Source organism: Pseudomonas sp. PNPG3 (assembly GCF_023093815.1).
Taxonomy (GTDB): Bacteria; Pseudomonadota; Gammaproteobacteria; order Pseudomonadales; family Pseudomonadaceae; genus Aquipseudomonas; species Aquipseudomonas asiatica.
On record NZ_JALLKV010000081.1, the window covers coordinates 1 to 18,308 of the forward strand.

The following is an 18,308-nucleotide window of genomic DNA, read 5'->3' on the forward strand; positions in this document are numbered from 1 at the left end:
TGATTTCGCGACCAGGCCTGGATCATTGGGGCTGCTTTGCAGCCCATCGCCGCGGTTCGTCGCCACGACAAGCCAGCTCCCACAGGTACAGCGCGAACCCTGTGGGAGCTGGCTTGTCGTGGCGACGAACCGCGGCGATGGGCCGCAAAGCGGCCCCAGTGTTTTCCCCGATATAACCGAGACCAAGCAATGCCGCTGTCCAACATCCAGATCCTGCACGAAGACGCCGCCATCCTGGTGATCAACAAACCGACCCTGCTGCTGTCGGTACCCGGCCGCGCCGAGGACAACAAGGACTGCCTGATCACTCGCCTGCAGGAAAACGGCTACCCCGACGCGCTGATCGTGCACCGCCTGGACTGGGAAACTTCCGGCATCATCCTGCTGGCCCGGGATGCCGACAGCCATCGTGAGCTGTCGCGCCAGTTCCACGACCGCGAAACCGAAAAGGCCTACACCGCACTATGCTGGGGCCAGCCGGCGCTGGACAGCGGCAGCATCGACCTGCCGCTGCGCTACGACCCGCCGACCAAGCCACGGCATGTGGTGGACCACGAGCAGGGCAAGCATGCGCTGACCTTCTGGCGCATCGTCGAGCGCTGCGGTGATTACTGCCGGGTAGAGCTGACACCGATTACCGGGCGTTCGCACCAGTTGCGCGTGCACATGCTGTCGATCGGGCACCCGCTGCTGGGCGACCGGCTGTATGCCAACCCCGAGGCACTGGCTGCCCATGAACGGCTGTGCCTGCATGCATCGATGCTGAGCTTTACCCACCCGGTGTCCGGGGAGCGGTTGAAGTTCGAGTGCCCTGCGCCTTTCTGAATTTGTACTGCCTGTACAGGCCTCTTCGCGGGCTTGCCCGCTCCCACAGGGATAACACTGCATTCGAAATCTGTGCAGTACCTGTGGGAGCGGGCGAGCCCGCGAAGAGGCAGACACAATTTGTCGACCTAATACGCTAAACTCGCGCCACTGCTGTCTGGAGTGAGCTATGCGCGACGCACTGAATTCTGGCCTTATCGACTTCCTCAAGGCCTCCCCCACGCCCTTCCACGCCACCGCCAGCCTGGCCCAGCGCCTGGAAGCTGCCGGCTACCAGCGCCTGGACGAGCGCGACAGCTGGGCCACGGTACCTGGCGGCCGCTACTACGTCACCCGTAACGACTCGTCGATCATCGCCATCAAGCTGGGCAAGCAGGCACCGTTGCTGAACGGTATCCGCATGGTCGGCGCCCACACCGACAGCCCGTGCCTGCGGGTCAAGCCGCAGCCCGAGCTGCAGCGCCAGGGCTTCCTGCAACTGGGCGTCGAAGTGTATGGCGGCGCCCTGCTGGCGCCATGGTTCGACCGCGACCTGTCGCTGGCCGGCCGGGTCACCTACCGCCGTGACGGCAAGGTCGAAAGCCAGCTGATCGACTTCAAGCTGCCGATCGCGGTCATCCCCAACCTGGCAATCCATCTCAACCGCACCGCCAACGAAGGCTGGGCGATCAACCCGCAGAACGAGCTGCCGCCGATCCTGGCCCAGGTCGCGGGTGACGAGCGCATCGACTTCCGCGCCCTGCTCACCGAGCAACTGGCCCGCGAGCACGAGCTGATCGCCGACGTGGTGTTGGATTACGAGCTGAGCTTTTACGACACCCAAAACGCCGCGCTGGTCGGCCTGAACGGCGACTTCATCGCCGGCGCGCGCCTGGACAACCTGTTGTCGTGCTACGCCGGCCTGCAGGCCCTGCTGGCCGCCGACAGCGACGAAACCTGCGTACTGGTGTGCAACGACCATGAAGAAGTCGGCAGCTGCTCGGCCTGTGGCGCCGACGGGCCGATGCTGGAGCAGACCCTGCAACGCCTGCTGCCGGATGGCGACGCCTACGTGCGCACCATCCAGCGCTCGCTGATGGTGTCGGCCGACAACGCCCACGGCGTGCACCCCAACTACGCCGACAAGCACGACGGCAACCACGGGCCCAAGCTCAACGCCGGGCCGGTAATCAAGGTGAACAACAACCAGCGCTACGCTACCAACAGCGAAACCGCCGGGTTCTTCCGTCACCTGTGCATGGCCGAGGAAGTGCCGGTGCAGAGCTTCGTGGTACGCAGCGACATGGGCTGTGGTTCGACCATCGGGCCGATTGCCGCCAGCCACCTGGGCGTGCGTACGGTGGATATCGGCTTGCCGACCTTTGCCATGCATTCGATTCGCGAACTGTGCGGCAGCCATGACCTGGCGCACCTGGTGAAGGTGCTGAGCGCCTTCTACCGTTGCCGCGAGTTGCCTTGATGCTTTGATGTAGCCAGGCCCGGCCTCTTCGCGGGCTCGCCCGCTCCCACAGGATCATCACAGCATTCAAGGGCTGTGCAGTACCTGTGGGAGCGGGCATGCCCGCGAAGAGGCCGGGCCTGCTCAAGGTCAATCCCGCTTCGTCTGCCACCCGCTATGCTTGTTACATGGCCCCACTGCAAAAGGATTGCTGTCCATGTCCCCGTTCCTGTCCCTGTTCATGCCGGTGTTTCTGTTCCTGTTGCTGCTGACCATCGGTTTCAGCCTGCGCGAGCGCAATATCGGCGTTGTGATGATGTGGGTCGGCACACTGGGTATCTTCGGCCTCACCTGCTGGAAAATCCTGGAGCAACTGCCGTCGTGAACCTCTACACTCGGTCAATCGTTTGACCTGAGGTAGTTTTGCCAGTGCCTGCTCTCCTGCGTTGCCTGTTCCTGCTGCTGTTCCTGTTTGTCACCCCGTTACAGGCTGCGGGCCTGCCAGGCCTGCTGGGTGGCAGCGCGCCCGCGCAGCCAGAAGCCAGCGAACCGCTGGGCAAGTCGCTGGACGAAGTGATCAAGAACCTGGAAAACGACCAGCAGCGGGCCAAGCTGCTGGCCGACCTGAAAAAGCTGCGCGACGCCACCAGGCAATCGCAACCCACCGTCGAACAGGGCGTGCTCGGCCTGATCGGCGGCGCCCTGCAGGACTTCGAAAAGCAGTTCAGCGGCGATGCCAGCCCGTTCCATCGCTGGGCCGCGGAAATCGAACAGGCCCAGGCCGAACTGACCGAGTTGATGGTGCCGGTGCACCAGTGGCCGGCCATTCTGTTCGGCTTTGCCGCCGTCATCGCCGTCTGGAGCGTGCTGGCCTACGCCTTCAACTGGGTCGGGCATCGGGTACGCCTGCGTTTTGGCCTGAGCGAGGAACTGCCGCAGCACCCACGCACCTGGGATCTGGTGCGCTTTGCCCTGCGCAAGCTGGGCCCATGGCTGGTGGCGCTGGTGTTCACCGTTTACCTGAGCTTCGTGCTGCCGCCGTCGCTGGGCAAGTCGCTGGCCATGGTGCTGGCCTACGCACTGGTGGTCGGCACCTGCTTCTCGGCCATCTGCGTGATTGCCTTCTCGCTGCTCGACGGCCCCCACCGCCACCGCGCCCTGTACATCCTGCGCCACCAGGCCTTCCGCCCGCTGTGGCTGATCGGCAGTTTCGCCGCGTTTGGCGAAGCGATGAGCGATCCGCGCCTGATGGTCGCCCTCGGCACCCACCTGGCCCACGCCCTGGCTACCCTGGCCAACGTGATCGCGGCGCTGTGCACCGGGCTGTTCATCCTGCGCTTCCGTCGCCCGATCGCCCACCTGATCCGCAACCAGCCGCTGTCACGGCGCCTGACCCGGCGCACCCTCAGTGACACCATCGAGATCCTCGGCAGCTTCTGGTTCGTGCCAGCACTGATCCTGGTGGCGATTTCGCTGTTCGCTACCTTTATCTCGGCCGGCGACACCAGCACCGCCCTGCGCCAGTCGCTGATGTGCACGGTGCTGGTGGTGGTGTGCATGGTGCTCAACGGCCTGGTGCGCCGCCACGCCGCCAACCCCAAGCGCGCCAGCAAGCGCCAGGCGGTGTACGCCGAACGCCTGCGCAACTTCGGCTACCTGCTGGTGCACCTGTTCATCTGGCTGGTGTTCATCGAACTGGGGCTGCGTGTGTGGGGCCTGTCGATGATCAGCTTCGCCGAGGGCGACGGCCACGACATAAGCGTGCGCCTGCTGGGCCTGGCCGGCACGCTGATCGTCGCCTGGCTGGTGTGGATCCTTGCCGACACCGCCGTGCACCACGCCCTGGTGCGTTCGCGCCGGGGCCTGGCCAACGCCCGCGCGCAAACCATGATGCCGTTGATCCGCAATGTGATGTTCGTGGTCATCTTCATCATCGCGGTGATTGTCGCCCTGGCCAACATGGGCATGAACGTCACCCCGCTGCTGGCGGGTGCCGGTGTGATCGGCCTGGCCATCGGCTTTGGTGCCCAGTCGCTGGTGGCCGACCTGATCACCGGCTTGTTCATCATCATCGAGGACTCGCTGGCCATCGACGACTACGTGGATGTGGGCGGCCACCTGGGCACGGTGGAGGGGCTGACCATCCGTACCGTACGCCTGCGTGACATCGACGGCATCGTGCATACCATCCCGTTCAGCGAGATCAAGAGCATCAAGAACTACTCGCGCGAGTTCGGCTACGCGATCTTCCGCGTGGCGATCCCGCACAGCATGAACATCGACCAGGCCATCACGCTGATTCGCGAAGTGGGGCAGAAGCTGCGCAACGACCCGCTGATGCGCCGCAACATCTGGTCGCCGCTGGAGCTGCAAGGGGTGGAGAGCTTCGAGTCGGGGTCGGCGATCTTGCGAGCGCGGTTCAAGACTGCGCCGATCAAGCAGTGGGAAGTGTCGCGGGCCTTCAACCTGGCGTTGAAGCGGCAACTGGATGAGGCGGGGCTGGATTTGGCAACGCCACGGTTGTCAGTGCAGGTAGTGACTGCCGGTTCCTCCAGTTAGGGCCTCTTCGCGGGTGAACCCGCTCCCACAAGTACTGTGCAAAGGCTGAAACCTGTGCGGCCCCAGTGGGAGCGGGCGAGCCCGCGAAGAAGCCAACACCTCAACCCGCCTGGGCGCGGATGCGGATGGCATCATGCCGCCAATACTCCAGGTCGCAGTCGATCAGGTGCCCATGCTGGTCACTGTTGACCCGGGTGATATGCAACCCGGGGCTTCCCGCCGACACCTTCAAGGCACCGGCTGCCTCCACCGGCAACGCCGTCGGCAAGATCTCGAAGCACACCTGCCCATACTGGATACCGTACACCCGCCCATAAATCTCGGTCAGCGACTGGGCCAGGTCCTGTTCGAGAATCTCCGGGAAGTACCGGGGGTTGAGGTAGTGCTCGGCATACAGCACCGCCCGCCCATCGATCCGCCGCAACCGGCAGATACGTACCACGCTGGACAACGCCGGCAGTTGCAAGCGCGCACAGATGGCCGCCGACGCCGGCTGCAGCCGAGCTGACAAGAGTTCGGTACTGGGCACCCGCCCCTGGTCGCGGACCATGGCATGGAAGTGGCTGCGCTCGATCAGGTCATAGGTCAGCCGCTCGGGCGCGACGAACCAGCCGCGACGCTCTTCGCGGTAGATCAGCCCCTGGGCTTCCAGCTGCACCAGCGCCTCACGCAGGGTAATGCGCGTGGTATCGAACACCTCGCTGAGCTTGCGCTCGGCCGGCAGCTTGCCGCCCGGCGCCAGCAGGCCGTGCTCTATCTGTTCCTGCAGGGCGTGACAGATGGCTGTTACCGCACGCGGTGGCATCGGCTGCATCAAAGGTTACCTATCTGGACTAGTCCAGCCCCAGAACAGGGCACTTGGAGAATAGTGCAAGCCTAGGCAGGGCTGATGAACATCCTGTGACAAGGCTTTGACCAGACACTGCCAGAAACGCGCCAAGCCAGCAGAACCGGGGCGGTTCAGTGGTCTACGCTGTAGCTTCAGGGCCTTCATCGGCCCTTCCCTACATCAAACTGTCACGCAAGCAGCCTACCTTGGCTCAAGGTTTGCTGACCTAGACCAACGGTCACCAGACAACGGCTTCACTCATAACAACCATCGCTAAAGGCACCCACCAAGGAGCTTCGGATGAAAAAGTTGTTCATGGCGTCACTGCTCGGTTCGGCCATCGCCCTGTGTACCACGGCAATGGCCGCCGATACCGACCTCAAGGCCCTGGAAGACGCCGCCCGCAAGGAAGGCAACGTCAACAGCGTGGGCATGCCCGATGCCTGGGCCAACTGGAAAGGCACCTGGGAAGACCTGGCCAGCAAGTACGGCCTGAAGCACAGCGACACCGACATGAGCTCGGCCCAGGAAATCGCCAAGTTCGAAGCCGAGAAGGACAACGCCAGCGCCGACATCGGCGACGTGGGTGCCGCCTTCGGCCCGATCGCCGTGAGCAAGGGCGTGAGCCAAGCGTACAAGCCGAGCACCTGGGACCAGGTGCCGACCTGGGCCAAGGACAAGGACGGCCACTGGGCGCTGGCCTATACCGGCACCATCGCCTTCATCATCAACAAGGACCTGGTCAAGGAAGGCGAGCGGCCAACGACCTGGCACGACCTGGAAAAAGGCAAGTACAAGGTTGCCATCGGTGACGTCGGCACCGCAGCCCAGGCCGCCAACGGCGTGCTGGCAGCGGCTATCGCCTACAAGGGTGACGAGACCAACCTGGCACCGGGCCTGCAACTGTTCACCAAGCTGGCCCAGCAGAAGCGCCTGTCGCTGGCCAACCCGACCATCCAGACCCTGGAGAAGGGCGAGGTGGAAGTGGGCGTGGTGTGGGACTTCAACGGCCTGAGCTACCGTGAACAGATCGACCCCAAGCGTTTCGAAGTGCTGATCCCGTCGGATGGCTCGGTGATCTCCGGCTATACCACCATCATCAACAAGTACGCCAAGCACCCGAATGCGGCCAAGCTGACACGTGAATACATCTTCAGCGATGCCGGGCAGATCAACCTGGCCAAAGGGCATGCGCGGCCGATCCGTGCCGAGCACCTGAAGCTGCCGGACGATGTGCAGGCCAAGCTGCTGCCCAACGAACAGTACAAGGCTGCACAGCCGATCAAGAATGCCGAGGCCTGGGAAGCGAGCTCGAAGAAACTGCCGCAGATGTGGCAGGAGCAGGTGATCATCGAGATGGAGTAAGGGGCTAGTTTCTCTAGCGCCTGGACGGGCCCTTTCGCGGGTAAACCCGCTCCCACAGGTACAGCGCACACCTCAAGGCCGGCGCATGACCCTGTAGGAGCGGGTTTACCCGCGAAGAAGCCAACGCGGTTTATGACTGGAGCCACCATGCAACACAACGTCATTCTGGTCCTGCTCGACGGCCTCAACTACCAGGTCGCGCATCATGCCATGGGCCACCTGCACGCCTACGTCGAGGCCGACCGTGCCGCGCTATACCGCGTGGAATGCGAACTGCCGTCGCTGTCGCGGCCGCTGTATGAGTGCATCCTCACCGGTGTACCGCCGATCGACAGCGGCATCGTGCACAACAACGTCAACCGTCTGTCCAACCAGCGCAGCGTGTTCCACTACGCCCGCGAGGCCAACCTGGGCACTGCGGCTGCGGCCTATCACTGGATGAGCGAGCTGTACAACCGCTCGCCCTTCGACCCGCAGCGCGACCGCCATACCCACGCACCGAAGCTGCCGATCCAGCACGGGCTGTTCTACTGGGACGACCGTTACCCCGATTCGCACCTGCTGGCCGATGGCGAATACCTGCGCCGCCGCCACGCCCCCAATTTCCTGCTGGTGCACCCGATGAGCATCGACGATGTCGGCCACCATCACGGCCTGGACAGCAGCCAGTACCGCAACGCCGCGCGCAGCGCCGACATCCTGCTGGCCGACTACCTGCCAGGCTGGCTCGAAGAGGGCTACCAGGTACTGGTCACCGCCGACCACGGCATGAACAACGACCGCTCGCACAATGGCCTGCTGACCGAGGAGCGCGAAGTGCCGCTGTTCGTCTTCGGCGATGCCTTCAGCCTCGACCCTGCGGCCAAACCGCTGCAGACCGAGTTGTGCGGGACCATCTGCGAGCTGCTCGGCGCGCCGCATGACAAGACCGTCTGCCGGGAGCTGCTGAAGTGACCACACCCAAGAGCAGCAACACCCGTGGCCGCTACCTGGCCCTGCTCTGCCTGCTACCGTTCGCCGTGTTCTTCGTCATCTTCCAGATCGCCCCGCTGGCCTGGGTGGCGATCAACAGCCTGCAATCGGAAGCGGGTTGGGGCGTGGACAACTTCAGCAAGGTATTCGCCTCGAAGTTCTACCTGCAGGCCCTGCAACGCAGCCTGGAGATCAGCTTCTGGTCGAGCCTGTTCGGCATCGTCATCGCCACTCTGGGCGCCTACTCGCTGCGCCAGGTGGACTCGAAGCTGCGCGACTTCGTCAGCGCCTTCGCCAACATGACCAGCAACTTCGCCGGGGTGCCGCTGGCCTTCGCCTTCATCATCCTGCTCGGTTTCAACGGCGCGCTGACCCTGCTGCTGAAGCAGGTCGGCCTGCTGGAGGACTTCAGTATCTATTCCAAGAGCGGGCTGATCCTGGTGTACACCTACTTCCAGATCCCGCTTGGCGTGTTGCTGCTGTACCCCGCGTTCGACGCACTGCGCGAAGACTGGCGCGAGTCGGCCGCACTGCTGGGGGCCAGCCACTGGCAATTCTGGCGACACATCGGCCTGCCGGTGCTGACCCCGGCACTGCTGGGCACTTTCGTCATCCTGTTGGCCAACGCCCTCGGTGCCTACGCCACCGTGTACGCGCTGACAACCGGCAACTTCAACGTACTGCCGATCCGCATCGCCGGCCTGGTGGCCGGTGACATCAGCCTCGATCCCAACCTGGCCAGCGCCCTGGCGATGGTACTGGTGGGGCTGATGACGCTGGTCACGGTGATGCACCAATGGCTGCTGAAAAGGAGCTACCATGCGCGCTGACGCCCGTTCCGGCGGCTGGTACCACCGCGCCGTGGTCTACCTGCTGTTCCTCATCCTGCTGCTGCCGCTGGCCGGCACCCTGCTCTACTCGCTGGCCACCAGCTGGTCGGCCAGCCTGCTGCCCAGCGGCCTGACCTTCAAGTGGTACATCGCGCTGTGGAGCGAGCCGCGCTTCCTGGCCGCCTTCGGCCAGTCGCTGCTGGTGTGCGTGGGCGCGCTGCTGCTGTCGGTGGTACTGATCCTGCCGCTGCTGTTCGTGGTGCACTACCACTTCCCGAGGCTCGATGCGCTGATGAACATCCTCATCCTGCTGCCGTTCGCGGTGCCGCCGGTGGTGTCGTCGGTGGGGCTGCTGCAGCTGTATGGCAGCGGGCCCATGGCCATGGTCGGTACACCGTGGATCCTGATCGGCTGCTATTTCACCATCGCCTTGCCGTTCATGTACCGGGCCATTACCAACAACCTGCAGGCGATCAACCTGCGCGACCTGATGGACGCCGCCCAGCTGCTGGGCGCCAGCACCTGGCAGGCGGCGCTGCTGGTGGTGCTGCCGAACCTGCGCAAGGGCCTGATGGTGGCACTGCTGCTGTCGTTCTCGTTCCTGTTCGGCGAGTTCGTGTTCGCCAACCTGCTGGTCGGCACCCGCTACGAGACCCTGCAGGTGTACCTGAACAACATGCGCAACAGCAGCGGCCACTTCAACAGCGCGCTGGTGATCTCGTATTTCGCCTTCGTGCTGGTACTGACCTGGGTCGCCAACCGCCTGAACAAGGACAAGACCTGACATGAGCTTCGTCAGCGTACAGAAACTGCAAAAAAGCTACGCCGGCAGCCCGGTGTTCGAGAACATCGACTGCCATATCGAACGCGGTGAGTTCGTCACCCTGCTTGGCCCGTCCGGTTGCGGCAAGTCCACGCTGCTGCGCTGCATCGCCGGGCTGACCCCGGTGGACAGCGGGCAGATCCTGCTCGACGGCCATGACATCGTACCGCTGAGCCCGCAAAAGCGTGGCATCGGCATGGTGTTTCAAAGCTATGCGCTGTTCCCCAACATGACCGTGGAGCAGAACGTCGCCTTCGGCCTGCGCATGCAGAAGGTCAAGGCCGACGAAAGCCAGGCCCGGGTACGCGAGGCGCTGGAACTGGTGGAACTGGGCAACTTCGCCGGGCGCTACCCGCACCAGTTGTCCGGCGGCCAGTGCCAGCGCGTTGCCCTGGCCCGCTCGCTGGTCACCCGCCCGCGCCTGCTGCTGCTCGACGAGCCGCTGTCGGCGCTGGATGCGCGCATCCGCAAGCACCTGCGCGAGCAGATCCGCGCCATCCAGCGCGAGCTGGGGCTGACCACCATCTTCGTCACCCACGACCAGGAGGAGGCGCTGACCATGTCCGATCGCATCTTCCTGATGAACCAGGGGCGCATCGTCCAGAGCGGCGATGCCGAAACCCTCTACACCGCGCCGGTGGACCTGTTTGCCGCCGGCTTCATCGGCAACTACAACCTGCTCGACGCCGACAGCGCCAGCCGCCTGTTGCAGCGCCCGGTGGCCAGCCGCCTGGCGATACGCCCCGAGTCGATTACCTTGGGCATCAACGGTGAACTGGACGCCGAAGTGCGCAGCCACAGCCTGCTGGGCAACGTGATCCGCTACCGGGTGCGGGTGCGCGAGGTGGAACTGGTGGTCGACGTGCTCAACCGCTCACCGTCCGACCTGCACGCGGACGGGCAACGGGTAAGCTTGTCGATCGACCCCACGGCGCTACGGGAAGTGGCCTAAGGAGAATCAACACCATGGCACTGGCAATTTTCGATCTGGACGAAACCCTGATCCACGGCGACTGCGCCTCACTGTGGAGCGAGCAGATGGCCCGGCTAGGCTGGGTCGACGGTAAAGCCTTCCTGCGCCGCGACCATGAGTTGATGGAAGCCTATGGCAAGGGCCACCTGCGGATGGAGGACTACATGGCCTTCAGCCTGGAGCCGATTGCCGGGCGCACCCTGGAAGAGGTCGAGCACCTGGTAGCACCGTGGGTCGAAGAGGTGATCGAGCCAATCATCTACGGCGACGCCTGCCGCTGCATTGCCGAGCACCGCAAGCGCGGGGATCGCATCCTGATCATTTCGGCGTCGGGTACGCACCTGGTCGGGCCGATTGCGGCGCGGCTGGGGGTGGACGAATACCTGGCGATCGAACTGGAGGCGGTGAACGGGGTTTATACCGGCAAGACCCACGGGGTGCTGACCTACCGCGAAGGGAAGATCACGCGGTTGCTGGAATGGCTGGACCAGGAGCAGGAGAACCTGGAAGGAGCGACTTTCTATTCCGACTCGCGCAACGATTTGCCGCTGTTGCTGAAGGTGGATCATCCGCATGTGGTGAACCCGGATGCGGTGTTGCGGGAGCATGCCGAGATCAACAAGTGGCCGATCCTGAGCTGGGCCTGAGGTAATCGCATTGCCTGCACCGGCCCTTTCGCGGGTAAACCCGCTCCCACAGGGACCACACAGTTTTCAAGCCTGTGGTAATCCCTGTGGGAGCGGGTTCACCCGCGAAGAGGCCAGGCCTGCTTACATCAGGCTAGGGTCTATCACCATCACCAGCTTGCCCGACACCTGGTTGGTCTCAAGCTCGGCATACGCCGCCTGGGCAAACTCCACCGGGTAGGTGTCCACCAACTGCGGCGACAGGCGCCCTTCGGCAAACAGCGGCCACACCTGCTGCTGCAACTCGCGCAGCAGTTCGGCCTTGAAGCCGTCATCGCGGTTACGCAGCGTGGAACCGGTAATCTCCAGGCGCTTGCCCAGTACCTGTGCCAGGTCCAGCTCGAACTTGCGCCCGCCCATCAGACCGATGATCACCCAGCGCCCGTCACGCGCCAGCAACTTGAGGTTGAGCTCGCCGTAGCTGGCGCCCACCGGGTCGAGAATCACGTCGAACGGGCCAAAACCTTCCAGCGCTTCCAGGTTTTCGTTACGTACCACACCACCGGCGGCGCCCAGCGCCTCGCAGTAGGCCAGGCGGTCCTGGGAACCGACGCTTACCCATACCGGGCTGCCGAACGCCTTGCACAGCTGGATGGCGGCCGAGCCAACGCCGCTGGCGCCAGCGTGCACCAGCACCTTCTCGCCAGCTTTCACGCCACCCAGCTGGAAGATGTTCAGCCAGGCAGTGGCATATACCTCCGGCAACGCCGCCGCTTCGTGCAGGCTCAGGCCTTCGGGCACCGGCAGCACGTGGCGGGCATCCACCACCACTTCCTCGGCCATGGCGCCGCTGGCCAGCAGTGCGCACACCCGGTCACCCACCCGCCAGTCGGCACCGGCCCCCACTTCCTCGATCACCCCGGAGCACTCCAGGCCCATGTACGGGCTGGCGCCTGGCGGTGGTGGGTACAAACCTTTCATCTGCAGCAGATCGGCGCGGTTCAGCCCCGCAGCAGCCACGCGAATGCGCACTTGACCCGCGTCGCAGGCCGGGCGCTCGGCCTCGACCCAAGCCACATGTCCGTCAACGCCTTGCAATGCCTTCACAGTGCCTCCATAGTTGAATCATATGACCGAGCCTGGGAACGCCAAGTCCCCAGGCTTTTTGCAGTATGCATCCGGTTTTTTGCAACCGGTGAACAGAAAAGACGGCCTACTATGCGTGATCAATTGTCTCCACGTCGAATCAGCATGAAGCATTTCCTCCCAAGCACCGCCCTGGCGCTGATGATCGGCCTGGGCAGCCTCACGCTCGGCGGCAATGCGGCGGCCGCCAACAAATGGGACAGCCTGCAGCCGGACCGCGACGAGATCGTCGCCAGCCTCAACGTGGTGGAATTGCTCAAGCGCCACCACTACAGCAAGCCGCCGCTGGACGACGCCCGTTCGGTCATCATCTATGACAGCTACATCAAGCTGCTGGACCCGGCGCGCAGCTACTTCACCGCTGCCGACATCGCCGAATTCGACAAATGGAAAACGCAATTCGACGATTTCCTCAAGAGCGGTAACCTGGACCCGGGCTTCACCATCTACAAACGCTACCTGGACCGCGTCAAGCAACGTCTGGACTTCGCCCTGGCCGAGCTGAACAAGGGCGTGGACAAGATCGACTTCAACGCCAAGGAAACCTTGCTGATCGACCGCAAGGACGCCCCGTGGATGAAGGACCAGGCCGAGCTCGACGATTTGTGGCGCAAACGCGTCAAGGACGAAGTGCTGCGCCAGAAGATCGCCGGCAAGGAACCCAAGCAGATCCAGGAAACCCTGACCAAGCGCTACAAGAACCAACTGTCGCGCCTGGACCAGACCCGTGCCGAGGACATCTTCCAGGCCTACATCAACACCTTCGCCCAGTCCTACGACCCGCACACCAACTACCTGTCGCCGGACAACGCAGAAAACTTCGACATCAACATGAGCCTGTCGCTGGAAGGCATCGGCGCAGTACTGCAAAGCGACAACGACCAGGTCAAGATCGTGCGTCTGGTGCCGGCAGGCCCGGCGGCCAAGACCAAGCAGGTGGCACCGGCCGACAAGATCATCGGTGTGGCCCAGGGCAACAAGGAGATGGTCGACGTGGTCGGCTGGCGCCTGGACGAAGTGGTCAAGCTGATCCGCGGCCCGAAAGGCTCGGTGGTGCGCCTGGAGATCATCCCCGCCAGTAACGCGCCTAGCGACCAGACCAGCAAGATCGTGTCGATCACCCGCGAGGCGGTGAAGCTCGAGGAGCAGGCAGCGAAGAAGTCGGTGCTCAAGCTCAAGCAGGACGGGCGTGACTACAAGCTGGGCATCATCGAGATCCCGGCCTTCTACCTCGACTTCAAGGCCTATCGCGCCGGTGACCCGGAGTACAAGAGCACCACGCGTGACGTGAAGAAGCTGCTGACCGAGCTGCAGAAAGAAAAAGTCGACGGCGTGGTCATCGACCTGCGCAACAACGGCGGCGGCTCGCTGCAGGAAGCCACCGAGCTGACCAGCCTGTTCATCGAGAAAGGCCCGACCGTGCTGGTGCGCAACAGCGACGGCCGTGTCGACGTGCTGGAAGACGAAAACCCCGGTGCCTTCTACAAGGGCCCACTGGCACTGCTGGTCAACCGCCTGTCGGCCTCGGCTTCGGAGATCTTCGCCGGTGCCATGCAGGACTACCACCGTGCGCTGATCATCGGCGGCCAGACCTTCGGCAAAGGCACCGTGCAGACCATCCAGCCACTCAACCATGGCGAGCTGAAGCTTACCCTGGCCAAGTTCTACCGGGTTTCCGGGCAGAGCACCCAGCATCAGGGCGTGCTGCCGGACATCGACTACCCGTCGATCATCGATACCAAGGAGATCGGCGAGAGCGCCCTGCCCGAGGCCATGCCGTGGGACACCATTCGCCCGGTGGTCAAGCCGGCGGCCGACCCGTTCAAGCCGTTCCTGGCCCAACTCAAGGCGCAGCATGAAGCGCGCAGCGACAAGGATGCAGAGTTCACCTACATCCGCGACCGCCTGGCCCTGACCCAGAAGCTGATGAACGAAAAGACCGTCAGCCTCAACGAGCAGGACCGTCGTGCACGCCACGATGCAATCGAGGCCAAGCAGCTGGCACTGGAGAACATCCGCCGCAAGGCCAAGGGTGAAGAGCCGCTGAAGGAGCTGAAGAAAGAGGACGAGGACGCGCTGCCGACCGAGGATGAAAACACCAAGCCGGAAGACGATGCCTACCTGTCGGAAACCGGCCGCATCCTTATCGACTACCTGAGTGCAAGCACCAAGGTGGCCAAGAAGTAAGACTGTGGCAATGATGGCAAATTAGCTTTACTTGTCATCAAACAGTCATCGCGCTGTCGTGAAATAGAGGGGCCGGGCGCGGAATCGCCCGGCCCTTTCATTTTCAGGAATACGCCATGACCGTCGCCGAACAGCTCAGTGCCTTGAGTGCCATCCTGGCTCAACGCAGCATCCACAGTCTGTTCCAGCCGATCATGTGCCTGAGCGAGCAACGGGTTTTCGGCCATGAGGCGTTGAGCCGCGGGCCGTCCAACAGCCCGCTGCACGCACCGCTGAACCTGTTTACCATCGCCCGCCAGGCCGGCCGCCTGACCGAACTGGAGGCTGCCTGCCGGGAAAGCGCCTGCCGGCGTTTCAGCGAACAGCAGTTGCAGGGCAAGCTGTTTCTCAACATCTCGCCTGAATCGCTGCTGGAGCCGCACTACCCCTCCGGGCAGACCCTGAAACTGCTCGAACAAGTCGGCCTGCCACCCAGCCGGGTGGTGATCGAGCTGACCGAACATACCCCGACCGACGACTTTCAGCTGCTGTCCAATGCGCTGCACCACTACCGGGACATGGGCTTCTCGATTGCCATCGACGATCTGGGAGCGGGTTATTCGAGCCTGCGCCTGTGGTCGGAGCTGCGCCCCGAATATGTGAAAATCGATCGCCACTTCATCGACGGCATCCACCGCGACCCGCTCAAGCGTGAGTTCGTCGGTTCGATATTGCAGATTGCCCGGGCGTCGAAGGCGCAGGTAATTGCCGAAGGCATCGAGATGGCGGAGGAGCTGGCGGTGCTGGTGGAGATGGGGGTGGACTTGGTGCAGGGCTACCTGCTGGGGCGGCCGCAGGAGCTGGGGGCGCGCGAAAGCCGGCCACTACCGGCGCTGATGAACGTTCCGCAGGCCGAACAGCCGACGGTGCGGCTCAACGCGACGATTGGGCAGTTGCTGGAGTTGTTTGGCCGGCACCGGCACCTGGAGGTATTGGAGGTGGTAGATGCCGATGGCAGGGCTTGTGGGCTGATCCACAGAGATGCTTTGCCTGTTCCGGCCTCTTCGCGGGTAAACCCGCTCCCACAGGTACAACACAAGGCTCAAGACCTGTGGTGAACCTGTGTGAGCGGGTTTACCCGCGAAGAGGCCGGGACAGGCAACGAATCAGGCCGTTTCGGGATAGCTGTACTCGAACACCCTGACCACCTCGGAGGCATGCCATGAGGCCGCTTCCATGCCGTCGACCGGCCCGGAAAATCGGCCCAACCGTTCAACGCACTCAAAAAACCCGGTACGCGGCAAACGGCTGGCACCCTGGCTGATCACCAGCGAGCTGCGCAATGGCTGCTCTGCGCGGGCATCCAGCACCGCCAGGTACTCCAGCGCGGCTGTCAGCGTCTGCATGGCCGGGCTGGGCAACTGCAAACGCTCGATCAGCGCTCGATAGGTCAGCAAGTGACGTTGACGACGGGCCAGGTCAAGCTCGCCCAGCAGGTTATCCCAGTGCTGACGGCTGATCCTGACCTGGCTCATGATGGTTCGCTCCAGCCAGCCACCCCCAGATGCCAGGCCAGAGCACGGCGGATAGCAGCATCCGGCTGGCGTTCACCTGATTCGATCATGGCCAGGTATGCCGGGCTTACCCCGACATTGCGCGCCAGTTGCTCAGGGGCAATGCCCTTGGCCTGGCGAATCTGTGCCACTTCGCTGAAGGCCGGCAATGGCGCACTGGCCACATCGCCCTGCACTTCACTGGCAAGCACCTCGGCTGGTGCCTGCCCAGCGGCCCTGAGCAGTGCCTGGTACTGTTCCCAGGGAACGACGGCGTACTCGGGTTGACCGTCCCGGCTGATGACCTGAATACCCATTACAAACCCCTTTAAAAAGGATTACAGCATGTAATCCGTAGGCATAACCCTTATGCCAATTATATTACCAACTCTGGGGTCTGTGCAGTTGCGCTGCGGTTGCGGCCAGTTTCACTGCGTGTTGCGTTCCAACCGCAGCGCTTCGGGGGTAGCCGGCAGGCGCTCGACCACGCGCAGCCGTTCGGGCGCCTGGCTGTCGCGCCAGGCCTTGAAGCGCGCCAGTTCGTCAGCCACGGTCTTCAGTACCCAGCCCAGGACCGCGATGTCGTCGAGGAAACCCACGCCCAGCAGCCAGTCGGGGATGGCGTCGATGGGGCTGACGAAATACAGCAGCCCGGCGACGATGGTGACCAGCGCCTTGGGGCTGATGGCACGGTACTCGCCGCGCCACCAGGCCAGGCACAACGACTGCAGCAGCTTCACGTCTTCGCGCAGCTGGCCGATGCGCGGGCCTTTGCGAGCTACCGCGAACAGCAAGGCGGGCAACCGGCCGCGGCTGAGCAGGCGCTCGGCCAACGGCAGGAAACGGGCAAAATTCCAGGGTGCGCTCATGGAGCCTCCAGAGGAAAAGGTTATCCACATTTATTGTGGATAACCTTGTGAACAGGGCGACGTTTCTGACCCCAGGTGCCTGCCAGGCAAGGGCCTCGGTCAGATCGGGCGTTTTTTACACAGTCGTTTCACACCGTGGGTGCGTACGCCGCAAACGATTTGCGTCAGAAGCATCCTGCTGCTTCACGCTGCATTTCCTCGGACAGTATCAGCAGTTGCAGGTTCGTCCAACTACCCGGCACAAACGAAAACGCCCCGTCGGGACGGGGCGTTTTGCGTGGGCCAGCCAGTGTTACTTGGCAGGCGCTTCGGCCGGGGCCTCGGCAGGAGCTTCCGCTTCTGGCTCGGCGCCTTGCAGCTGGGCCGGATCCTTGATGGCGATCAGTTCCAGGTCGAATACCAGTACCGAGTTGGCCGGGATCAGCGGGCTTGGGCTCTGCGCACCGTAGGCCAGTTCAGCCGGGATGAACAGCTTGTACTTCTCGCCGACGTGCATCAGCTGCAGGCCTTCGACCCACCCCGGGATCACGCCGCTGACCGGCAGGTCGATCGGGCTGCCGCGCTCGACGGAGCTGTCGAACACCTTGCCATCGATCAGCTTGCCTTCGTAGTGGACGGTGACCACATCAGTCGCCTTGGGCTGCGGGCCGTCGGCCTTTTTGACCACTTCGTACTGCAGGCCCGAGGCAGTGGTGACCACGCCTGGCTTCTTGGCGTTTTCCTCGAGGAACTTCTTGCCGGCGGAGGCGGCTTCTTCGCTGGCCTTGGCCAGGCGCTCTTCGGCACGCTTCTGCAGCGCGGTGAAGGCCTCTACCAGCTCTTCGTCCTTGATGCGCTGTTCCTTCTTGCCAACGGCGTCTTCGATGCCGAGGGCTACTGCTTTCGAATCAAGGTCTTCCATGCCTTCCTGAGCCAGGCTCTTGCCCATGTTCAGGCCGATACCGTAGGAGGCTTTCTGTGCCGGAGTCTTCAGCTCGGGGCTGCTGGTCTGTTGATCACAGCCAGCCAGTACCAGGCCTACCAGGGCAACCGCAGCCGCCAAACGATGCTGTTTCATGCTATTTCCTTGTTCATGCGCCAAAAGGGCAATCAGGGTAAAGCCGCGAGCTTAGCAGGCGGCCATGACCAATGGCTACCGGCATAGGAGCGGGTTTTGGTAAGGAAGTTCAGTAGTTAAACGCTTATTCATCAAAGGATGTGCAGCCACTGGCCAGTATTGATCGGTTGCGGCGCCTTTGCCCGGTTTTGCGGCGGATTTATTTAGCTGAATGCTGAAAAGCCTGCACTGGCCCTATCGCCGGCAAGCCAGCTTGTATGGTTAGACTTGAAGGGAG

At 63.3% G+C, this 18,308-nt stretch carries 18 protein-coding genes; 12 read left to right on the forward strand and 6 right to left on the reverse strand.

Going from position 1 to position 18,308, the window contains the following annotated elements; all coding sequences use genetic code 11:
- Positions 1–189: 189 nt before the first annotated feature.
- From MJ643_RS28650 to MJ643_RS28665, 4 genes are all read left to right on the forward strand, one after another.
- Positions 190–825 carry an RluA family pseudouridine synthase gene (locus MJ643_RS28650; RefSeq protein ID WP_011532730.1) on the forward strand — a complete coding sequence of 212 codons (636 nt, stop codon included), beginning with the start codon at positions 190–192 and terminating at the stop codon, positions 823–825.
- A gap of 169 nt (positions 826–994) precedes the next feature.
- Positions 995–2,284: a M18 family aminopeptidase gene (locus tag MJ643_RS28655; protein ID WP_247727188.1), complete on the forward strand. Its 1,290-nt coding sequence runs from the start codon at positions 995–997 to the stop codon at positions 2,282–2,284.
- A 196-nt stretch (positions 2,285–2,480) separates the two neighbouring features.
- Entirely contained in the window at positions 2,481–2,648 is a 168-nt protein-coding gene (locus tag MJ643_RS28660) for a hypothetical protein (RefSeq protein ID WP_247727189.1), read from the forward strand.
- A gap of 44 nt (positions 2,649–2,692) precedes the next feature.
- Positions 2,693–4,822, forward strand: a complete 2,130-nt coding sequence (locus MJ643_RS28665) for a mechanosensitive ion channel domain-containing protein (RefSeq protein ID WP_013971419.1) — start codon at positions 2,693–2,695, stop codon at positions 4,820–4,822.
- A gap of 100 nt (positions 4,823–4,922) precedes the next feature.
- On the opposite strand, the gene phnR is transcribed toward MJ643_RS28665, so the two are convergent.
- On the reverse strand, positions 4,923–5,636 hold the full coding sequence (gene phnR / locus MJ643_RS28670; RefSeq protein WP_013971418.1) for a phosphonate utilization transcriptional regulator PhnR: 714 nt from the start codon (positions 5,634–5,636) through the stop codon (positions 4,923–4,925).
- 315 nt (positions 5,637–5,951) lie between these two features.
- On the opposite strand from phnR, the gene MJ643_RS28675 reads away from it, so the two are divergent.
- The 6 genes from MJ643_RS28675 to MJ643_RS28700 all read left to right on the forward strand — a co-directional run bounded on the left by MJ643_RS28675 (position 5,952) and on the right by MJ643_RS28700 (position 11,261).
- Entirely contained in the window at positions 5,952–7,016 is a 1,065-nt protein-coding gene (locus tag MJ643_RS28675; RefSeq protein WP_013971417.1) for an ABC transporter substrate-binding protein, read from the forward strand.
- A gap of 147 nt (positions 7,017–7,163) precedes the next feature.
- On the forward strand, positions 7,164–7,970 hold the full coding sequence (locus MJ643_RS28680; protein ID WP_013971416.1) for an alkaline phosphatase family protein: 807 nt from the start codon (positions 7,164–7,166) through the stop codon (positions 7,968–7,970).
- Entirely contained in the window at positions 7,967–8,818 is an 852-nt protein-coding gene (locus MJ643_RS28685) for an ABC transporter permease subunit (protein ID WP_013971415.1), read from the forward strand. Before MJ643_RS28680 ends, MJ643_RS28685 begins: the two co-directional genes overlap by 4 nt.
- Entirely contained in the window at positions 8,808–9,602 is a 795-nt protein-coding gene (locus MJ643_RS28690) for an ABC transporter permease (RefSeq protein ID WP_013971414.1), read from the forward strand. The genes MJ643_RS28685 and MJ643_RS28690 overlap by 11 nt, the downstream gene beginning before the upstream one ends.
- A 1-nt stretch (position 9,603) precedes the next feature.
- Positions 9,604–10,593, forward strand: coding sequence for an ABC transporter ATP-binding protein (locus MJ643_RS28695; RefSeq protein ID WP_013971413.1), 990 nt, complete (start codon positions 9,604–9,606; stop codon positions 10,591–10,593).
- Positions 10,594–10,607: 14 nt separating this feature from the next.
- Positions 10,608–11,261: an HAD family hydrolase gene (locus MJ643_RS28700; RefSeq protein ID WP_013971412.1), complete on the forward strand. Its 654-nt coding sequence runs from the start codon at positions 10,608–10,610 to the stop codon at positions 11,259–11,261.
- Between the two features lie 123 nt (positions 11,262–11,384).
- Here the strand turns inward: MJ643_RS28700 and MJ643_RS28705 are convergent, their stop codons facing one another.
- Positions 11,385–12,347, reverse strand: a complete 963-nt coding sequence (locus MJ643_RS28705) for an NAD(P)H-quinone oxidoreductase (protein ID WP_023660768.1) — start codon at positions 12,345–12,347, stop codon at positions 11,385–11,387.
- A 144-nt stretch (positions 12,348–12,491) separates the two neighbouring features.
- Between MJ643_RS28705 and MJ643_RS28710 the strand changes: the two genes are divergently transcribed.
- A complete protein-coding gene (locus tag MJ643_RS28710) occupies positions 12,492–14,573 on the forward strand; it encodes a carboxy terminal-processing peptidase (RefSeq protein ID WP_013971410.1) in 2,082 nt (693 codons plus the stop codon).
- A gap of 116 nt (positions 14,574–14,689) precedes the next feature.
- Positions 14,690–15,670: an EAL domain-containing protein gene (locus MJ643_RS28715; RefSeq protein WP_047933128.1), complete on the forward strand. Its 981-nt coding sequence runs from the start codon at positions 14,690–14,692 to the stop codon at positions 15,668–15,670.
- 48 nt (positions 15,671–15,718) lie between these two features.
- Here MJ643_RS28715 and MJ643_RS28720 read toward each other — a convergent pair whose 3' ends face one another.
- From MJ643_RS28720 to MJ643_RS28735, 4 genes are all read right to left on the reverse strand, one after another.
- Positions 15,719–16,087, reverse strand: coding sequence for a hypothetical protein (locus tag MJ643_RS28720; RefSeq protein ID WP_013971408.1), 369 nt, complete (start codon positions 16,085–16,087; stop codon positions 15,719–15,721).
- Positions 16,084–16,422 carry a helix-turn-helix transcriptional regulator gene (locus MJ643_RS28725; protein ID WP_023661508.1) on the reverse strand — a complete coding sequence of 113 codons (339 nt, stop codon included), beginning with the start codon at positions 16,420–16,422 and terminating at the stop codon, positions 16,084–16,086. The genes MJ643_RS28720 and MJ643_RS28725 overlap by 4 nt, the downstream gene beginning before the upstream one ends.
- Positions 16,423–16,533: 111 nt before the next feature.
- Positions 16,534–16,974 (reverse strand): YkvA family protein, encoded by a 441-nt coding sequence (locus MJ643_RS28730; protein WP_015269270.1) that lies wholly within the window; start codon positions 16,972–16,974, stop codon positions 16,534–16,536.
- Positions 16,975–17,266: 292 nt separating this feature from the next.
- Entirely contained in the window at positions 17,267–18,031 is a 765-nt protein-coding gene (locus MJ643_RS28735; protein ID WP_003257347.1) for an FKBP-type peptidyl-prolyl cis-trans isomerase, read from the reverse strand.
- Positions 18,032–18,308: the final 277 nt, after the last annotated feature.

Excerpts from the sequence above, each read along its gene's own strand:
- MJ643_RS28650 (WP_011532730.1), top strand. The coding sequence starts at position 190 with ATGCCGCTGTCCAACATCCAGATCCTGCACGAAGACGCCGCCATCCTG.
- MJ643_RS28655 (WP_247727188.1), top strand. The coding sequence starts at position 995 with ATGCGCGACGCACTGAATTCTGGCCTTATCGACTTCCTCAAGGCCTCC.
- MJ643_RS28660 (WP_247727189.1), top strand. The coding sequence starts at position 2,481 with ATGTCCCCGTTCCTGTCCCTGTTCATGCCGGTGTTTCTGTTCCTGTTG.
- phnR (WP_013971418.1), bottom strand. The coding sequence starts at position 5,636 with ATGCAGCCGATGCCACCGCGTGCGGTAACAGCCATCTGTCACGCCCTG.
- MJ643_RS28675 (WP_013971417.1), top strand. The coding sequence starts at position 5,952 with ATGAAAAAGTTGTTCATGGCGTCACTGCTCGGTTCGGCCATCGCCCTG.
- MJ643_RS28680 (WP_013971416.1), top strand. The coding sequence starts at position 7,164 with ATGCAACACAACGTCATTCTGGTCCTGCTCGACGGCCTCAACTACCAG.
- MJ643_RS28690 (WP_013971414.1), top strand. The coding sequence starts at position 8,808 with ATGCGCGCTGACGCCCGTTCCGGCGGCTGGTACCACCGCGCCGTGGTC.
- MJ643_RS28695 (WP_013971413.1), top strand. The coding sequence starts at position 9,604 with ATGAGCTTCGTCAGCGTACAGAAACTGCAAAAAAGCTACGCCGGCAGC.
- MJ643_RS28700 (WP_013971412.1), top strand. The coding sequence starts at position 10,608 with ATGGCACTGGCAATTTTCGATCTGGACGAAACCCTGATCCACGGCGAC.
- MJ643_RS28710 (WP_013971410.1), top strand. The coding sequence starts at position 12,492 with ATGAAGCATTTCCTCCCAAGCACCGCCCTGGCGCTGATGATCGGCCTG.
- MJ643_RS28715 (WP_047933128.1), top strand. The coding sequence starts at position 14,690 with ATGACCGTCGCCGAACAGCTCAGTGCCTTGAGTGCCATCCTGGCTCAA.
- MJ643_RS28720 (WP_013971408.1), bottom strand. The coding sequence starts at position 16,087 with ATGAGCCAGGTCAGGATCAGCCGTCAGCACTGGGATAACCTGCTGGGC.
- MJ643_RS28725 (WP_023661508.1), bottom strand. The coding sequence starts at position 16,422 with ATGGGTATTCAGGTCATCAGCCGGGACGGTCAACCCGAGTACGCCGTC.
- MJ643_RS28730 (WP_015269270.1), bottom strand. The coding sequence starts at position 16,974 with ATGAGCGCACCCTGGAATTTTGCCCGTTTCCTGCCGTTGGCCGAGCGC.
- MJ643_RS28735 (WP_003257347.1), bottom strand. The coding sequence starts at position 18,031 with ATGAAACAGCATCGTTTGGCGGCTGCGGTTGCCCTGGTAGGCCTGGTA.